Origin of the sequence: Deinococcus grandis, from assembly GCF_001485435.1 — a bacterium.
In the GTDB taxonomy this organism is placed as follows: domain Bacteria; phylum Deinococcota; class Deinococci; order Deinococcales; family Deinococcaceae; genus Deinococcus; species Deinococcus grandis.
On the sequence record NZ_BCMS01000002.1, the window covers coordinates 133,403 to 147,557 of the forward strand.

Sequence of the window (14,155 nt, forward strand, 5' to 3'; positions counted from 1 at the left end):
ACCTGAACCGGGCCGCACGCCCGCGGGCGTGGCTCAGCGGCTCTGGGTGTCGGCGGCGTCGCGCAGGGCGTCCCCGACGAAGTTGAAGGCCAGGACGCTGATCACGATCAGCACGCCGGGCAGCAGCAGCCAGGGGTGCTGGCTGAGCGTCTCGAAGTTCTGCGCGTCTTTCAGCAGCAGGCCCCAGCTCGTCATGGGTTCCTTGATGCCCAGGCCCAGGAAGCTCAGGGCGCTCTCGCCCAGGATGTAGCCGGGCAGGGCGAGGGTGGCGGTGACGATCAGGAAGGAGCTGAGGTTGGGCATGATGTGCCGCAGGATCACGCGCAGGTCCGGCGCGCCGATGGCCCGGGCGGCCTGCACGTAGTCCAGGCCGCGCGCGCCCATGACCTGACCGCGCACCACGCGCGCCAGTCCGGCCCAGCCGATCAGGGCGAGCACCGCCACGATGCCCAGGTACACCCAGGTACTGGGCCACCTGGCGGGAATGATGGTGCTCAGGGCGAGCAGGATGGGCAGGCGCGGGAACGACAGCAGCACCTCCACCAGCCGCTGGATGAGGTTGTCCACCCAGCCGCCGAAGTACCCGCTGACGCCGCCCAGCACGATCCCGATGGTGAAGCTGATCAGGATGCCGATCAGTCCGACCGTGAGGCTCACCTGCGAGCCGACCAGCATGCGCGAGAGCAGGTCGCGGCCGAACTTGTCGGTGCCCAGCGGGAAGTAGTACCCGTCCCGCACGCCGAACAGGTGCCACTGGCTCCTGAAGACGCCCAGCAGCGAGTGGCGGCTCTCGGCCGGATCGTCGCCCCGCACGAGGAACAGGATGGGAATGGGCCGGGTGCGGTCCTCACTGAACGTGCTGGCGAAGGTCACGGGGTCGCGGGTTTTCCTGAATCCGTACACGAAGGGCCGCGTGAGCTGGCCGTCGTGCACGACGTGCACCGCCTGGGGCCGCTGGTAGGGGTACTCCTCGTGCTGGGCGGTGATGGAGTACGGCGCCAGGAAGCCGGAGAGCAGGGCCATCAGGTACAGCGCGGCGAGCACCCAGGCGCTGAGCACGCCAGCGCGGGAGCGGCGGAAGCGGCGCAGGGCCAGCTGGGCGGGCGTGAGGCGGGCGGGCGCGCGGGTCGGTGCGGCGGGCAGGGCAGTCATTCGAACCTCACGCGCGGGTCGGCCCAGGCCAGGGCCAGGTCGCTCAGGAGGTTGCCGATCAGGAGCAGCAGGGCGCTGAACATCAGCAGGGTCATGGCCACGAACTGGTCCTTGTTCAGCAGGGCGTCGTACAGGTACGGGCCGATGGTCGGGAGGTTCAGGACGATGCTGGCGATGATCGTGCCACTGATCAGGCTGGGCAGGCTCAGGCCCGCGAGGCTGATCAGGGGGTTCACGGCGTTGCGGACCGCGTGCCCCCACAGGACCCGCCGGCCGCCAGCGCCCTTGGCGCGCGCGGTGCGGATGAAGTCCTGCGACAGGACGTCCAGCATGGAGGCGCGCATCTGCCGCATCAGGCCCGCCACGCCTTCCAGGCCGATGGCGATCATGGGAATCCACAGGTGCGCGAGCAGATCCAGCACGCGGGCGACACTCCAGGGCGCGTCGATCATGTCCGGGCTGAACAGGCCGCCCACGTTCGTGCCGCCCAGGGCGAGCACCAGCGCGATCAGGAGCAGCGCCACCAGGAAGTCCGGCGTGGCGAGGCTCAGGTACCCCAGGAAGTTCAGGGCGGCGCTGCGTTTGCGGTGGCGGTGCAGCGCGGTGTAGATACCTAGCGGGACCGCCACCACCCAGGAGACCAACAGGGTCAGCACGGCCAGGAAGACCGTCCAGCCCAGCCGTTCCCAGATCAGGCTGCTCACGGGGCGGCTGTTGGCGAACGAGTACCCGAAGTCACCGTGGAGCACGATGCCCTTCACCCAGTTCAGGTACTGCATCCAGACCGGCTGATCCAGGCCCAGCTGCCGGGTCATGGCCTGCAGGGCCTCGGGAGTCACGCGCGGATCCTCGCGGTACTGGTCGAGGAAACTGCCGGGTTGCAGCTGGATGACCGCGAAACACACCACGCTGATGAGCAGCAGCGTGGGAATCATGCCCAGCACGCGGCGGACGGTGTACGTCAGCATTGCGGGGGAGTGGGGAGTGGGATGTGGGGAGTGGGTCGCATGGAAACCTCCGGGAATTCAAAGCGAGGGGGTGGGTGCAGGTCTGGCCACTCACGGCCGGTCACCCGCACGCCACCCCCCACACCCTCTATTTCTGGTAGATCAGCGGGACGGGGTTGTACCCGGGAATCACGCCGAGGTTATACACGTAGTTGCCGTACTTGTTACTGACGGCCCCGATGTTCTCGGGCTTGGCGATGGGCGTGACCGGCAGGTTCTGCGCGAAGATCAGCTGCCAGCGGGTGTACAGCGCCTTGCGGGTGGCGGCGTTGGGTTCCACGGCGGCCTTGTTGAAGATGTCGTAGATCTCCTTTTCCCACGGGGCCATCCTGGCGGTGTTGGCGGGGTCGCCGTCCCTGGCGGGCTGCGGCGCGCGGTGCCAGTAGTAGAGGCTGCCCCCGGGCTGCCAGATGGGGCGGCGCAGTTCCGGGTCGGGCTGGTCGCCGAAGGCGTGCAGGATCATCTCCCAGTCGCCGCTCTGGCCGGTGGCGAGCAGGCGGCTGCTGAGGATGCCCTTGAGGTTGACCTTCACGCCGACCTTGGCGAAGTCGCTCTGGAGGATCGTGGCGATGGGCGGGTACACGGCGCTGTCGGTGCCGTACGTCAGGTCGAGTTCGAGAGGCTGCCCGTTCGGGAGCAGACGGATGCCGGCCGCGTTGCGTTTCTTGAGGCCCATCGCGTCGAGCGCGCTGTTGGCGCCTTCGAGGCTGAAGCTGCCGAGCTGGCGGGTGGTGTTCGCGTAGAAGGCCTTGTTGGCCGGGGCGACGCCGTGCCCGGGCAGGCTGGCCAGTCCGTTGTACACGGTGTCGATGATGCGTTCGCGGTTCACGGCGCTCTGCATGGCGCGGCGGAAGCGCACGTCGCTGAAGACCTTGGCCAGGGCTGGATTCTTCGCGTCGAAGTTGTAAGCCACGAAGGGCGGGCTGCCGAACAGGGCGGTGGAGCGGTTGACCTTGAAGGGCGCGCCCGCGACTTCCTTCTGCTTCAGGTCGGGGAACTGCGCGCCGGTGACGTTCAACTGGTCGAGGTTCCCGGCCAGGAACTGCGCCACCTGCGCCTGCGGGTCGCGGATGATCAGGAATTCCAGTTTGTCCAGGTACGGCAGCTGCTTCCCGGCGGCGTCCACCTTCCAGTAGTTGGGGTTGCGGGTCAGGGTGACCTTCTGACCGGCCGTGTAGTTGCTCAGTTTGAAGGGGCCGGTGCCGACCACCTCGGTTTCCGCGACGTTCGTGGGCCAGGCGCTGTTGATGTCGCCGGGTTTGGCGCCGCTCTCCTGGCCATACTTGGCGAGTTTGTGCTGCGGCATGATGAAGTAGCGCTGCTGGAGCAGGAAGGCGGGTGCGGGGCGCGGCAGCGTGAAGCGCACGGTCATGGCGTCCACCCGGCTGATGGTGACGTTCTGGCCGCCCAGTTTGAAGTTCCCGGGGTCCCCGGCGCGGGACTCGGGGTTCATGATCATGTTCCGGTACGTGAAGATCACGTCGTCGGCGTTGAAGGCCTGCCCGTCGCTCCACTTGACGCCCTGGCGGAGCTTGAAGGTGTAGACGGTGCCGCCTTCGGTGATCGTCCAGCTCTCGGCCAGGGCGGGCTCGATCTTGTAGGTGGCGAGGTTGAATTCCACGAGGCCGTCGAACAGCTGCTGGGAGATCAGGCCCAGGTTGTTGTCGATGGCGCCGTAGTAGAAGAGGCTCTGGGGGCTGTCACCCAGGGGCAGGGTGTAGGTGCCGCCGCTCTTGCCGCTGACGACGCCCAGGCTGCCGTAGCCGGTGACCTTCTTGGGGGCGGCGTGGGCGGCGCCGAGCAGGGCGAGGGTGAGCAGGGTCAGGGTGCGTGCGTGCATAGGGAACCTCCGGGGGGCGGGGGTGGGCGCGTGGACATTGATTCCCGACAGCCTAAGACCAGTTGGCCGCCACTTGCAACCCTCTTGCAAAGTGGCATGGCAGTGGTACGCTGCGGGGGATGCCGCCCACGTCCGTCCACTGGACCATCCCGCTCGACAGCGCCAGCGCCACACCCGTCTACGTGCAGGTGGCACAGGGCCTCACGCAGCGCATCGAGAGCGGCCAGCTGCGCCCCGGCAGCGCCCTGCCGGCCGAACGCGACCTCGCCGCGCACCTGGGCGTCTCGCGCGTCACCGTGCGGCAGGCACTCGGGCTGCTCGCGCAGCAGGGGCTGCTCACGCGGCGGCACGGCAGCGGCACCTTCGTCACGCCGCCGCCCCGCCCCGGCGACCTCCCGGCCCGCACGCTGGGCCTCCTGTCCTCGTTCTCCGAGGACGTCCGCTCGCGCGGGCAGCGGCCCGGGGCCCGCATCCTGAACTTCGAACGGACCCGCCCCACCGCGCAGGAAGCCATGAGTCTGGCCCTGTCCCCCAGCGAGGCCGTGTACCGCATCCGTCGCGTCCGCACCGCCGACGGGGAACCGCTGGCGGTCGAGGACTCCACCCTGCCCGCCGCGCTGGTCGGCCCGCTCAGCGAGGCCGACGTGCACGACGCCAGCCTGTACGCCCTGCTCGCCGCGCGCGGCCTGAGCCCGGCGCGCGCCATCCGCCACCTGCGCGCCGTGAACGCCGACCTGACGCTGGCGCCGCTGCTGAACGTCACGGTGGGCGCCGCCCTGCTGACCACCGACCGCGTCTCCTGGCTGCAGGGAGGCCGCCCCATCGAGTACGCCCGCGCCCACTACCGCGGCGACCGCTACGACTTCGTGATGGAACTCCAGGGCGGCGCGTGACCGCCCCGCGCGTGCTGGGCCTGATGAGCGGCACCAGCGCCGACGGCATCGACGCGGCCCTGCTGGAACTGCCCGGCTGGCCGGCGCTGGGCGGGGGCGCGCCCCTGAAGCTGCCCGGCGGCGCGCCCCGCGGCCGGGTGGTGGCGCACACCTTCACGCCGTACCCGCCGGACCTGCGCGCCGCCGTGCTGCGCGCCATGCGGGACGAGGGCACGCCGGGCGAACTGACCCAGCTGCACTGGGCACTGGGTGAGGCCTTCGCGCAGGCGGCCGCGCCGCTGGCCCGCGACGCCGACCTGATCGCCAGTCACGGCCAGACCGTACAGCACCACCCCCGGCCGGACGCGGCGCGCGGCTGGCACCGCCCCGCCACGCTGCAACTGGGCGAGGCGGCCCTGATCGCGCAGGCCACCGGCCGGGCGGTCGTGAGCGACTTCCGCCCGGCCGACCTGGCCGCCGGGGGGGTGGGGGCGCCGCTGGTGCCGTTCGCGGACTGGGCGCTGTTCTCGCAGCCCGGCGTGACCCGGCTGCTGCTGAACCTGGGCGGGATCGCCAACCTGACCCTGCTGCCCGGCACCGATCCGGCGCGCGTGCAGGCCTTCGACACCGGCCCCGCCAACTGCCTGCTGGACGAGATCGCCGCCCGGGCGGGCCTCCCCTGCGACGAGGGCGGCGCGCTGGCCCGCGCGGGCCAGGTGCATGAACCCACCCTGCGCGCGTGGCTGGCCCACCCGGAACTCACCGCGCCCCCACCGAAAGCCACCGGGCGGGAGGTCTGGACGCTGCCGCGCCTGCCCGCCCCCGCCCCCCTGAGCACCGAGGATCTCGCCGCCACCGCCACCGAGTTCACGGCCCGGACGGTCACCGCCGCACTGCGCTGGCTGCCCGCCGCCCCGCATGAGGTGATCGTGGCGGGCGGCGGGGCGCGGAACCCGGCGCTGCGCGCGGCTCTGACGCGCACCCTGGCCCCGGCCCCGCTGATCACGTTCGCGGACCTGGGCTGGGACGCCCGGGGCTTCACCGACGCCACCCGCGAGGCGGCCGCCTTCGCGTTCCTGGGCTACGCGCACGCGCAGGGCTGGCCCAGCACCCTCCCCCACACGACCGGAGCGGCGCACGCCGCCCGCACCGGCAAGTGGAGCCCTGCTCCCGGAGCGTCATGACGCACCCGACGAACCCCGATGCCCGCCTGCCCAATCCCGGCCTGCCCGATCCTCACCTGCCCGGTCCCGCCAGCCTGCGGACCGAGGCCGTGAATGCCGCCCACCCGGACCTGGACCAGCTGGGCACCGCCGACCTCGTGCAGGCGCTGCTGGACGACCAGCGGCACGCCGTGGACGCCGCCCGCCGCGCCGGTCCGGCCCTGGGATCGGCCGCCGACGCCGCGCTGCCCCGGCTGCGCCGCGGGGGACGACTGCTGTACGCCGGGGCGGGCACCAGCGGCCGCCTGGGTGTCCTGGACGCCACCGAACTGACTCCCACCTTCTCCTGGCCGCCCGCGCGGGCCGTGCCGCTGATCGCCGGGGGTGAGCGCGCCATCCGCGAGGCGGTCGAGGGCGCCGAGGACGACCGCGAGGACGGGTACGCCGCCCTGCGGGGAGTCGGGGCGGGGCCGGACGACGTGCTGATCGCCGTGGCGGCCAGCGGCACCACGCCCTGGGTGCTGGGCGCCATGCAGGCCGCGCGGGAGTCCGGCACGCTCGTGATCGGCCTGGCGAACAACGCGGGCACACCCGTCCTGACCGGGGCCGACTGCGCGGTGCTGCTCGACACGGGACCGGAGATCATCAGCGGCTCGACCCGCCTGAAGGCCGGAACCGCGCAGAAGATCGCCCTGAATGCCCTCTCGAGCGCGCTGATGGTGCGGCTGGGCAAGGTGTACGGCAACCTGATGGTGGACCTGAAGGCCACGAACGCCAAGCTGGAGGCCCGCGCCGTGCGGCTGGTGCAGCACGCCACCGGCTGCGAGGAGCCCCGGGCCCGCGCCGCGCTGGTCGAGGCCGGTGGGCAGGTGAAGACCGCCATCGTCGCGCTGCGCCTGGGCATTCCCGCCGACGAGGCCCGCGCCCGCCTGGACGCCGCGGGTGGGCAGGCCCGCGCCGCCCTGGACGCCCGGTGATCCCGGACCGCACCGCGGCGCTGCTGCGCGCCGCCGTCGGGCCCGGCGGGCCCAGCGCGGCGGCCCTGGGGGTCGTCACGGCCAGCGGCGAGCGGGACACCCTGATCGTGGGCCACACCCGGCACGGCGGTCCGGCGCTGACCGGGGGCGAGTGGTGGGATCTGGCCAGCCTGACCAAACCGCTGTTCACCGCGCGCGAGGTGTTGCGTGCCGCCGAGGAGGGCCTGCTCGACCTGGACGATCCCCTATCGCGGCACCTGCCGGACCTGGGGTGGATGCAGGAGACGCCGCTGCGGGAGCGCACGCTGCGGCAGCTGCTCACCCACACCGCCGGGCTGCCGGCCTGGACACCGATGTACACCTGGGGCGACGCCGCGACCATCCGCGCCCGCTTCCTTCAGGAACCCTGGGCCATGACCGACCCCGGTTCCGTCCGGTACTCGGACCTGGGCTACGGCCTGCTGGGCCGCGTGCTGGAACGCGTCCGCACCTCCTCCCTGCGTGCCTTTCACCTCGACCCCGGCCTGACCTTCACGCCGGACGCCGGGCAGACGGTATCCACGGAAGTCTGCGCGTGGCGCGAGCGGCTCCTGACCGGCGAGACCCACGACGAGAATGCCGCCGCGCTGGGCGGCGTGGCCGGGCACGCGGGCCTGTTCGGCACCCTGAACGGCACGCTGGCGCAGGCCGAGCGGCTCCTGCGTGGCGGGTGGCTGTCCCCGGCGGCTCAGCAGCTCGCCATGACGCCGCAGGTGCCGGAACGGACCCTGGCGTTCGTGCACGCCTGCCCCGGCTGGAGCGGCGGCAGCCTGTGCAGCCCGCAAGCGGCCGGGCACACGGGCTTCACCGGCACCGGCCTGTGGATCGATCCGACGCGTGGGCTGGCGTGGGTGCTGCTCACGAACCGCGTGCACCCAACCCGCCATACCACGTTCGACATCCAGGGCCTGCGGCGCGCGGTGGGTAACACCCTGGCCGCGCAGGACACGCCCAGAGTCACGTGATACGGACTCCGATTGAACGGACTTTGCAGCCCATTCAATCGGAGTCCGTATCAGTCCCCCTGAAAACCGCTGTCAGGTGTACTTGAGGGCTTCCATGAGTTCCTCGATGATCTCCTCGCTGTCGCCGCGCTGGGCGGCGGTGGCGACGTGGGCCTGCAGGTGCCCGCGCAGCACGACCTCACCCGCGCCGCTCAGGGCGCCCTGCACGGCCTTGATCTGACGCAGGACGTCCACGCAGTAGGCGTCCGGGTCGTCGAGCATCCGGATGATGCTCTCGAGGTGGCCGCGCGCGATGTTCAGTCGGCGTGCGGCGCGCTTGCGGGCGTCCTCGGGCATGCACAGGTGCTGGGGTTCGTGGCAGGCGGGCTGGGGCATGTCAGGCGCGGACCTGCGCGGCGTAGCCTTCCTCGGTGACGGCGTGCACGAGGGCCTGCGGGTCGGCGTCGCCGGTGACGGTGGCGTGTCCGGCGGCGCGGTCGACCTGGACGGTCTGGACGCCGGGGACGTTCTGAAGTGCTTCGCGGACGGCTTTCTCGCAGTGGCCGCAGGTCATGCCGGTGACGGTCAGTTCAGTGGTCATGGCCGCATCGTAGGACCCCTGGGGGGGGGAGGTCAAGATGAGATGACGTCCGCTCGACTCGGTACAACATTGAACGTGTTTCAGATGGACTCGAGCCGGTGTCGCCCGGGCAGCGTGGCGACATCACCCGCCGGATCCCCCCTGGGGGGATTCGGGTTGAGTGGCCGTCTCCGTAGACTCACCCGCGACGGCCGGGCCGACCCCCCGGTTGCACGGGGACGTCGGGCCTGCCCGGCAGCGGGCCTCCGGGTACCCCCACGTCGGGGCGGCACGCCCCCTTCCGGCCTCGCGCCGTTCAGCGGTCCTCGCGCCGACCACCGGACGGGCCGGGGGCACTGACGGGCCGCGTCAGGTTCTGCCGCCGGCGGATGACCTCCGCGAGGTCCTGCACGGCGGCGTTCGTGGCCTGCTGCCCCTGCACGACGCTGGCCAGCGCGGTGAGCAGGGGCGTGACGACTCCGGTCAGCGGGTCGGAGTCGCCCGTAACGGGTGCGGGCGCCGGGCGGTCGCGCAGCGCGGCCAGGAGTGGGGCGAGCAGGGGTTCAAGTTGCGCGGCCAGCGGCTCGGCCGGAGCGGTGGGCGCCGCCGCCTGGGGAGCCGGAGCCGGTGCGGCTTGGGGCAGACTCAGGCGGTCCAGGCCGCCCGCGATGTCCGCGAGCTGCGCCACCATGCGCGCGCCGGTGTCTCCGTCGGCGGCGCCCATGCGGCGTTCGCGGGCGAAGTTCTCACGGATCTGCGCCCAGCGCGCCGCCTGCTCGGGGGTCAGCGTGCCGCGCAGTTCGGCGAGTTTCAGGAGGTTCTCCTCGGCGCCGGTCGTGAGGAGCTGCGCCTCGCCGCGGTAGTGGTCGCCGATCACGCCGTCGAGTTCCGCGTCGTTCATGACGGGGCTGAGCTTCTCGGCGACCTTGTTCATGTTGCGGTAGCTGCCCTGGAGCTTGAAGGGCGGTTCGGTGCGGTCGCGGTCGGCCTGGGCGGCGCTGGTGATGTAAGCGGCGTTCACGCGGGCCAGCGTGTCGCGGGCGCGCAGCAGCAGGCGCAGCGTGGCGAGAATCTCGGTGAGTTCCGCCTCGCTGTACGGGTGCGACAGCTCGCCGGGATACTCGTGACCCTGGGCGCGGGCGACGAGTTTCGGGACGTCGCTCAGGTCCCGTCCGGCCAGCGGCGCGAGCACCGCGTTGCTGGTCAGGCTGTTCTCCACGTACGAGAGCAGGAAGGCGTCCTCCATGCCGCCGAGCACGTCACCGAGGTTGTAGACGTCGGCGCGGTTGGCGAGCATGTCGGGGATGCGGAACACCTCGCCGGTCTCGGTGTACGGGTTCCCGGCCATGACGACCGCGAAGCGCCGCCCGCGCAGGTCGTAGGTGCGCGGCTCGCCGTTCCAGACGCCCTCGATGCGGCGGGTGCCGTCGGTCAGGGCGATGAACTTCTGCAGGAATTCCGGGTGGGTGTGCTGTATGTCGTCCACGTACAGCATGACGTTCCCGCCCATCTCCAGCGCGAGGTTGAGTTTCTCCAGTTCCTGCCGACTGGCCGCGTCCGGCGCCTGCGCCGGGTCCAGCGAGCGCACGGCGTGACCGAGGCTGGGGCCGTTCACGCGCACGAACACGAGGCCCAGGCGGTGCGCGACGTATTCCATCAGGGTGGTCTTGCCGTAGCCGGGCGGGGAGATGAGCAGCAGCAGGCCCATCAGGTCGCTGCGTTTGCCGTCCCCGGCCGCGCCGATCTGCTTGGCGAGGTTGTCCCCGATCAGGGGGAGGTACACGTCGGTGATCAGGCGGTTGCGCACGAAGGACGTCAGCGGGCGCGGCTGGAATTCCGCGAGGCGCAGCCGGGCCCGCTCGCGGGTCAGCACCGTCTGCCGCTGCGCCTGGAAGGCCTGCAGGCCGGGCAGGAACGTGCGGGCGTGCGCGGCGAGCCGCGCGAGCAGGTCGTCCGCCTGGAGGTGCAGCGTGCCGCCCTGGAGGCGCGGGTGGTCGCTCAGGAGGCCCGTGACGGTCGCGTCCAGCGTGACCGCGCGCGGCTGGGCGCGCAGGGCGTCCCCGGACAGGCGCAGGGCGACCGCCTCAGGCACGAAGCGAGCGTGGGCGTGCCACTCGGGCCGGGTGGTCAGGGCGTCCAGCCACGCGCACGTGAGCGTCCAGGCCTGGACCGGGTCGTCCCGCAGGGCGTCCAGGCTGACGCGCAGGGCGTCGGGGTGCCCGGCGGCGCGCAGCTGCCCGTCCAGCGCGGCGTTCAGGTCGGCAGCGGCCTGCGTGAACGGGAACGCCCCGCCCACGTCCGGTGCGGCCTCAGTCAGGAACGCGGCGGCCTCCGGGATCACGGTGTCGGGAACGGGCAGCGGCACGCGGGTCAGGAAGTCACGCAGCGCGCCCTCCAGCGCCGTGCGGGCGTCCGCGAGGGCCGCGCCGCTGCCCAGCAGGGCCTGCACCGCCCGCGCGGAGGTCAGGCGCGCCGTCCAGGTCGCGTCGGCCTGCGCCCAGAACGCGGCGCCCAGCGCGCGGGCCTCCGGCGGGGCGACGAGCGGCCCCGCGGCGTCCAGCAGCGGCAACAGCGCGTTCAGGATCAGCGCGGCGTCGTGATCGTGCACGCCCCGCTGGAACCCCTGGCGGTAGCGGGCAGCGGCGAAGGTGGCGACCAGTCCGGCCCGCGCGTCCGGCGTCAGGCCGCGCAGGGCGTCCAGGGTCAGGCCCTCCTGCCCCGCCCGCGCGGCGGCCAGGACCTCCCCGGCCAGGAATTCCGCGCGGGACAGGTCCGGGGATTCGCTCTCCACCGTCACGTCCCAGAACGCGCGGCCCGCGTCGAGCGCCGGGTCGCGCAGCGGCTCCATGAACTGCGTGCCGGTCAGGTGCAGCGCCAGGTGATCCCCGCGCGGCAGCAGCGTCAGGTCCAGCGCCTGGGTGTTCACGCTGAAGCGGTGGCGGCCCAGGCGGATCAGGGCGCCGCCGTCCCCTTCGAGGTCGGCGCGGTCGCGCAGGGTCCGCAGCGCCTGATCGCGCGCGGCCTTCAGGCGGGCCTCGATGTCCCCGGCGCGGACGCTGTCGCCCAGCTCGGTCAGTTTCAGGGTCAGGTCGCGCAGTTTCAGCACGAGCGCGTCCCCGGCGAAGAAGCCGTTCAGGGCGTCCTGATCGGTCAGGCGCGCCGCGCGCGCCGGGAGGCCTGCCAGGATGCGGTCGGCAGCGTCGGCGACGCCCTGCGCGCGGCGCTGCCGCTCGTCGAGCAGCGCCTGACGGCGGGACTCGAAGGCCTCCACGGTCTCCTCGCGCCGGGCGAGGATGTCCGGCAGGAACGCCTCATGCTCCCCGAACTGCCCCTCGAGTTCCTCCAGGGCCAGCAGCGCGCGGGACAGGCCCTCCTCGGCCTTCTCGGGCGTGTCGGCGGTGCCCAGCGCGCCCGTGACGGTCTGCGCGAGCAGGGCCAGCTGCGCCGCGAAGCGCGCGGTGAGTTCCCCGCTTCCCAGGCTGCGGCGCTGTCCCTCGGCGCGGGCGCGCACGCCGTTCAGGCGGCCGTACAGCGCCGAGACCCCCTCGACGACCTGGGTGCGCTGCACCGGGTCCTCGGCGGGCAGCGAGCCCAGCAGGTCCGACAGGACGTCCAGTTCGGTCGCCAGGGTGCCCAGCGCCTCCAGCGCCGCGGCGAGCTCGCGGGTGGTCCCTGCCGCCTCCACCTGCGTGTTCAGCGTGTCCAGCTGCGCGTGGAACGGGGCCAGGGCGGCCGGGTCGGCCAGGTAGCTGCCGGTCGCGCCGCCCACCCGCGCGTGCGCGGCCTGCACCTCCGCGAGCAGGGCGTCCACGGCGACCACGTCGATGGAACGGGTCTCGCGCACCGTCAGCAGCCGGGCGCGCAGCGCGGTCAGTTCCGCCAGGGCGGTCACGAACTCCGGCAGGCTGCGCCACCCCTCCGGGTCGAGGGTCGTCAGGCGGCGGCGGACCGCGCCCTGCACGTCCGCGAGGGTCTGGGCCGCCTGGGCGCGCAGGGCCTGCACCTTCTCGAACTCGTCGAGCACCGCCTCGGCGGCGGCGGTGACGTCACGCAGCAGCGTGCGCGCGCCGCCCGTGTGCTCGTCGTCGAGCCAGTGGTGCGTGTCCGGCAGGCGGCGGGCCTGCTCGGCCAGGGCGGCGTACTGGGCAGCGGTGACCTCCGGCGTCTGGGCGGCTCTCGCCAGGGCGAGGAGGTTCGACACGCCCCGCACGAGTTCCGCGTTCCCCAGCCGCCCCAGGAACGACGTGCCGGGCGGGCGCTGCGCGGCGAACACGTCACTCGTGAAGGGCGTCTGCCACACCTGCACCGCGTGCACCTGCGTGGGCTCGGCCTCGGCCTGGAACAGCACCATCCGCCCGTCGGGCAGCGCGGCGTCCCCATGGGCGCTGATGGGCGTCTGCACCTCGCGGCGGATCAGGTTGTACACGAGAAACGCGCTGCGGCCCGAATCCTGATCGTAGAAGACGAACAGCACGTCCTCCCCGTTCGGGCTGCGCACGACCCGGTCCAGGGCCATGCCGGGCGTGAAGCCCTCGAAGGCGCGGTGCTCGCCGCCCGGCAGGTAGTATCCGCCGGGGAAGACGATGCCGTGCTCCTCGGGCAGCTGCACGCAGCCGCGCGTGAGGGCGTCCTCGCGCGTGACCCGCCCGGTCAGCGTGTCGAAGATCAGGCCGCGCCACGTCTTCTCCCGGTACGGCAGGACGCGCAGCAGGATCAGGCGGCCCACCCGCGCGAACTCGAAGGTCGCGTCGTCCAGACCCTGGGTGCGCTCCTCGACCGGCTCGCTGTAGATGCCTTCACCGGTCTCGGTGTTGTTCTCGACCTTCACGGTCAGCGTGCCGCCCGCCGTCTCCACGAACAGCGTGTCCAGGATGTTCAGGTGCGGGAAGCGCCCACTGACCTCCTGGTCGCGCCCGGCGCGGGTCCACTCGAAATCGAAGGGCGGCAGCGGACTGAGGTCCCGTTCGCCGCGCGCATCGAGGTACCGCGCGCCCTCCCCGGTCAGGTCCCAGCGGAACACCCGCCGGTCGGTCAGGCGCTCCCCGATCTGGAACGACGCCAGCAGCCGCCCCGCGCGGATCTCCAGTTGCAGCAGCCGCGCGTGCCGGTAGTAGGCGTACAGTTCCTCGAAGTCCCGCACGAACGCCGAATCGGTCAGGAACGACCCCTCCAGCGCGGCGGGCTGCACGTCGAACGCGCCCCCCTCATGCGTCAGGCGGTACAGCGCGAACACGTCCGCCAGTTCCGTGCGGGCCTTCAGGCCGTGCGTGACGTTGAAACCGAACAGCATCACGTCCCCGACCTGCACCAGATCCCGCCCGACGCTGGCCTGCGCGGTGCGGATGTGCGCCCGGCCCAGCAGACTCAGGCGACTGTCGCCGTACTCCGCGACGCGCGCGGCGTTCAGGCCCTCGGCGGCCGCGCGGACCTGCGCGCCCAGCGCGTCCAGGCGGCGGCGCAGCACCTCGAAACTGCCGCCCGTCTCGGTGCCGGGCGTGCCCGCTCCGGCCAGTGGTTCCTGCGTCATCCTCTCCCCCATTCACTCCGGCGCGTTCGCCCCTCTCCCACGCCCGGTCTTCCG

The 14,155-nt window shown here is 72.5% G+C and carries 10 protein-coding genes; 4 read left to right on the forward strand and 6 right to left on the reverse strand.

Annotated elements, in window-relative coordinates:
- Nucleotides 1–33 precede the first annotated feature (33 nt).
- The 3 genes from DEIGR_RS16120 to DEIGR_RS16130 form a co-directional block, all read right to left on the reverse strand.
- Nucleotides 34–1,152 (reverse strand): ABC transporter permease, encoded by a 1,119-nt coding sequence (locus DEIGR_RS16120; RefSeq protein WP_058979019.1) that lies wholly within the window; start codon nucleotides 1,150–1,152, stop codon nucleotides 34–36.
- A complete protein-coding gene (locus DEIGR_RS16125; protein ID WP_058979020.1) occupies nucleotides 1,149–2,120 on the reverse strand; it encodes an ABC transporter permease in 972 nt (323 codons plus the stop codon). Before DEIGR_RS16125 ends, DEIGR_RS16120 begins: the two co-directional genes overlap by 4 nt.
- A gap of 127 nt (nucleotides 2,121–2,247) precedes the next feature.
- The gene (locus DEIGR_RS16130; protein WP_058979022.1) at nucleotides 2,248–3,999 is read right to left on the reverse strand and encodes an ABC transporter substrate-binding protein; all 1,752 of its coding nucleotides are present in this window, start codon (nucleotides 3,997–3,999) and stop codon (nucleotides 2,248–2,250) included.
- Between the two features lie 119 nt (nucleotides 4,000–4,118).
- Here DEIGR_RS16130 and DEIGR_RS16135 point away from each other — a divergent pair, with 119 nt between their 5' ends.
- From DEIGR_RS16135 to DEIGR_RS16150, 4 genes are read left to right on the forward strand one after another with little or no spacing between them, the layout of a single operon-like run.
- Entirely contained in the window at nucleotides 4,119–4,892 is a 774-nt protein-coding gene (locus DEIGR_RS16135) for a GntR family transcriptional regulator (protein ID WP_058979025.1), read from the forward strand.
- The gene (locus DEIGR_RS16140; protein ID WP_269083809.1) at nucleotides 4,889–6,055 is read left to right on the forward strand and encodes an anhydro-N-acetylmuramic acid kinase; all 1,167 of its coding nucleotides are present in this window, start codon (nucleotides 4,889–4,891) and stop codon (nucleotides 6,053–6,055) included. The genes DEIGR_RS16135 and DEIGR_RS16140 overlap by 4 nt, the downstream gene beginning before the upstream one ends.
- Nucleotides 6,052–7,011: an N-acetylmuramic acid 6-phosphate etherase gene (murQ, locus tag DEIGR_RS16145; protein WP_083524221.1), complete on the forward strand. Its 960-nt coding sequence runs from the start codon at nucleotides 6,052–6,054 to the stop codon at nucleotides 7,009–7,011. The genes DEIGR_RS16140 and murQ overlap by 4 nt, the downstream gene beginning before the upstream one ends.
- The gene (locus DEIGR_RS16150) at nucleotides 7,008–8,015 is read left to right on the forward strand and encodes a serine hydrolase domain-containing protein (RefSeq protein ID WP_058979026.1); all 1,008 of its coding nucleotides are present in this window, start codon (nucleotides 7,008–7,010) and stop codon (nucleotides 8,013–8,015) included. Before murQ ends, DEIGR_RS16150 begins: the two co-directional genes overlap by 4 nt.
- A gap of 72 nt (nucleotides 8,016–8,087) precedes the next feature.
- On the opposite strand, the gene DEIGR_RS16155 is transcribed toward DEIGR_RS16150, so the two are convergent.
- From DEIGR_RS16155 to DEIGR_RS16165, 3 genes are all read right to left on the reverse strand, one after another.
- Nucleotides 8,088–8,390, reverse strand: coding sequence for a metal-sensitive transcriptional regulator (locus DEIGR_RS16155; protein ID WP_058979028.1), 303 nt, complete (start codon nucleotides 8,388–8,390; stop codon nucleotides 8,088–8,090).
- Nucleotide 8,391: 1 nt separating this feature from the next.
- The gene (locus tag DEIGR_RS16160; RefSeq protein ID WP_058979031.1) at nucleotides 8,392–8,595 is read right to left on the reverse strand and encodes a CopZ family metallochaperone; all 204 of its coding nucleotides are present in this window, start codon (nucleotides 8,593–8,595) and stop codon (nucleotides 8,392–8,394) included.
- Nucleotides 8,596–8,890: 295 nt separating this feature from the next.
- The gene (locus DEIGR_RS16165) at nucleotides 8,891–14,101 is read right to left on the reverse strand and encodes a DNA repair ATPase (RefSeq protein WP_058979033.1); all 5,211 of its coding nucleotides are present in this window, start codon (nucleotides 14,099–14,101) and stop codon (nucleotides 8,891–8,893) included.
- Between the last annotated feature and the right edge of the window lie 54 nt (nucleotides 14,102–14,155).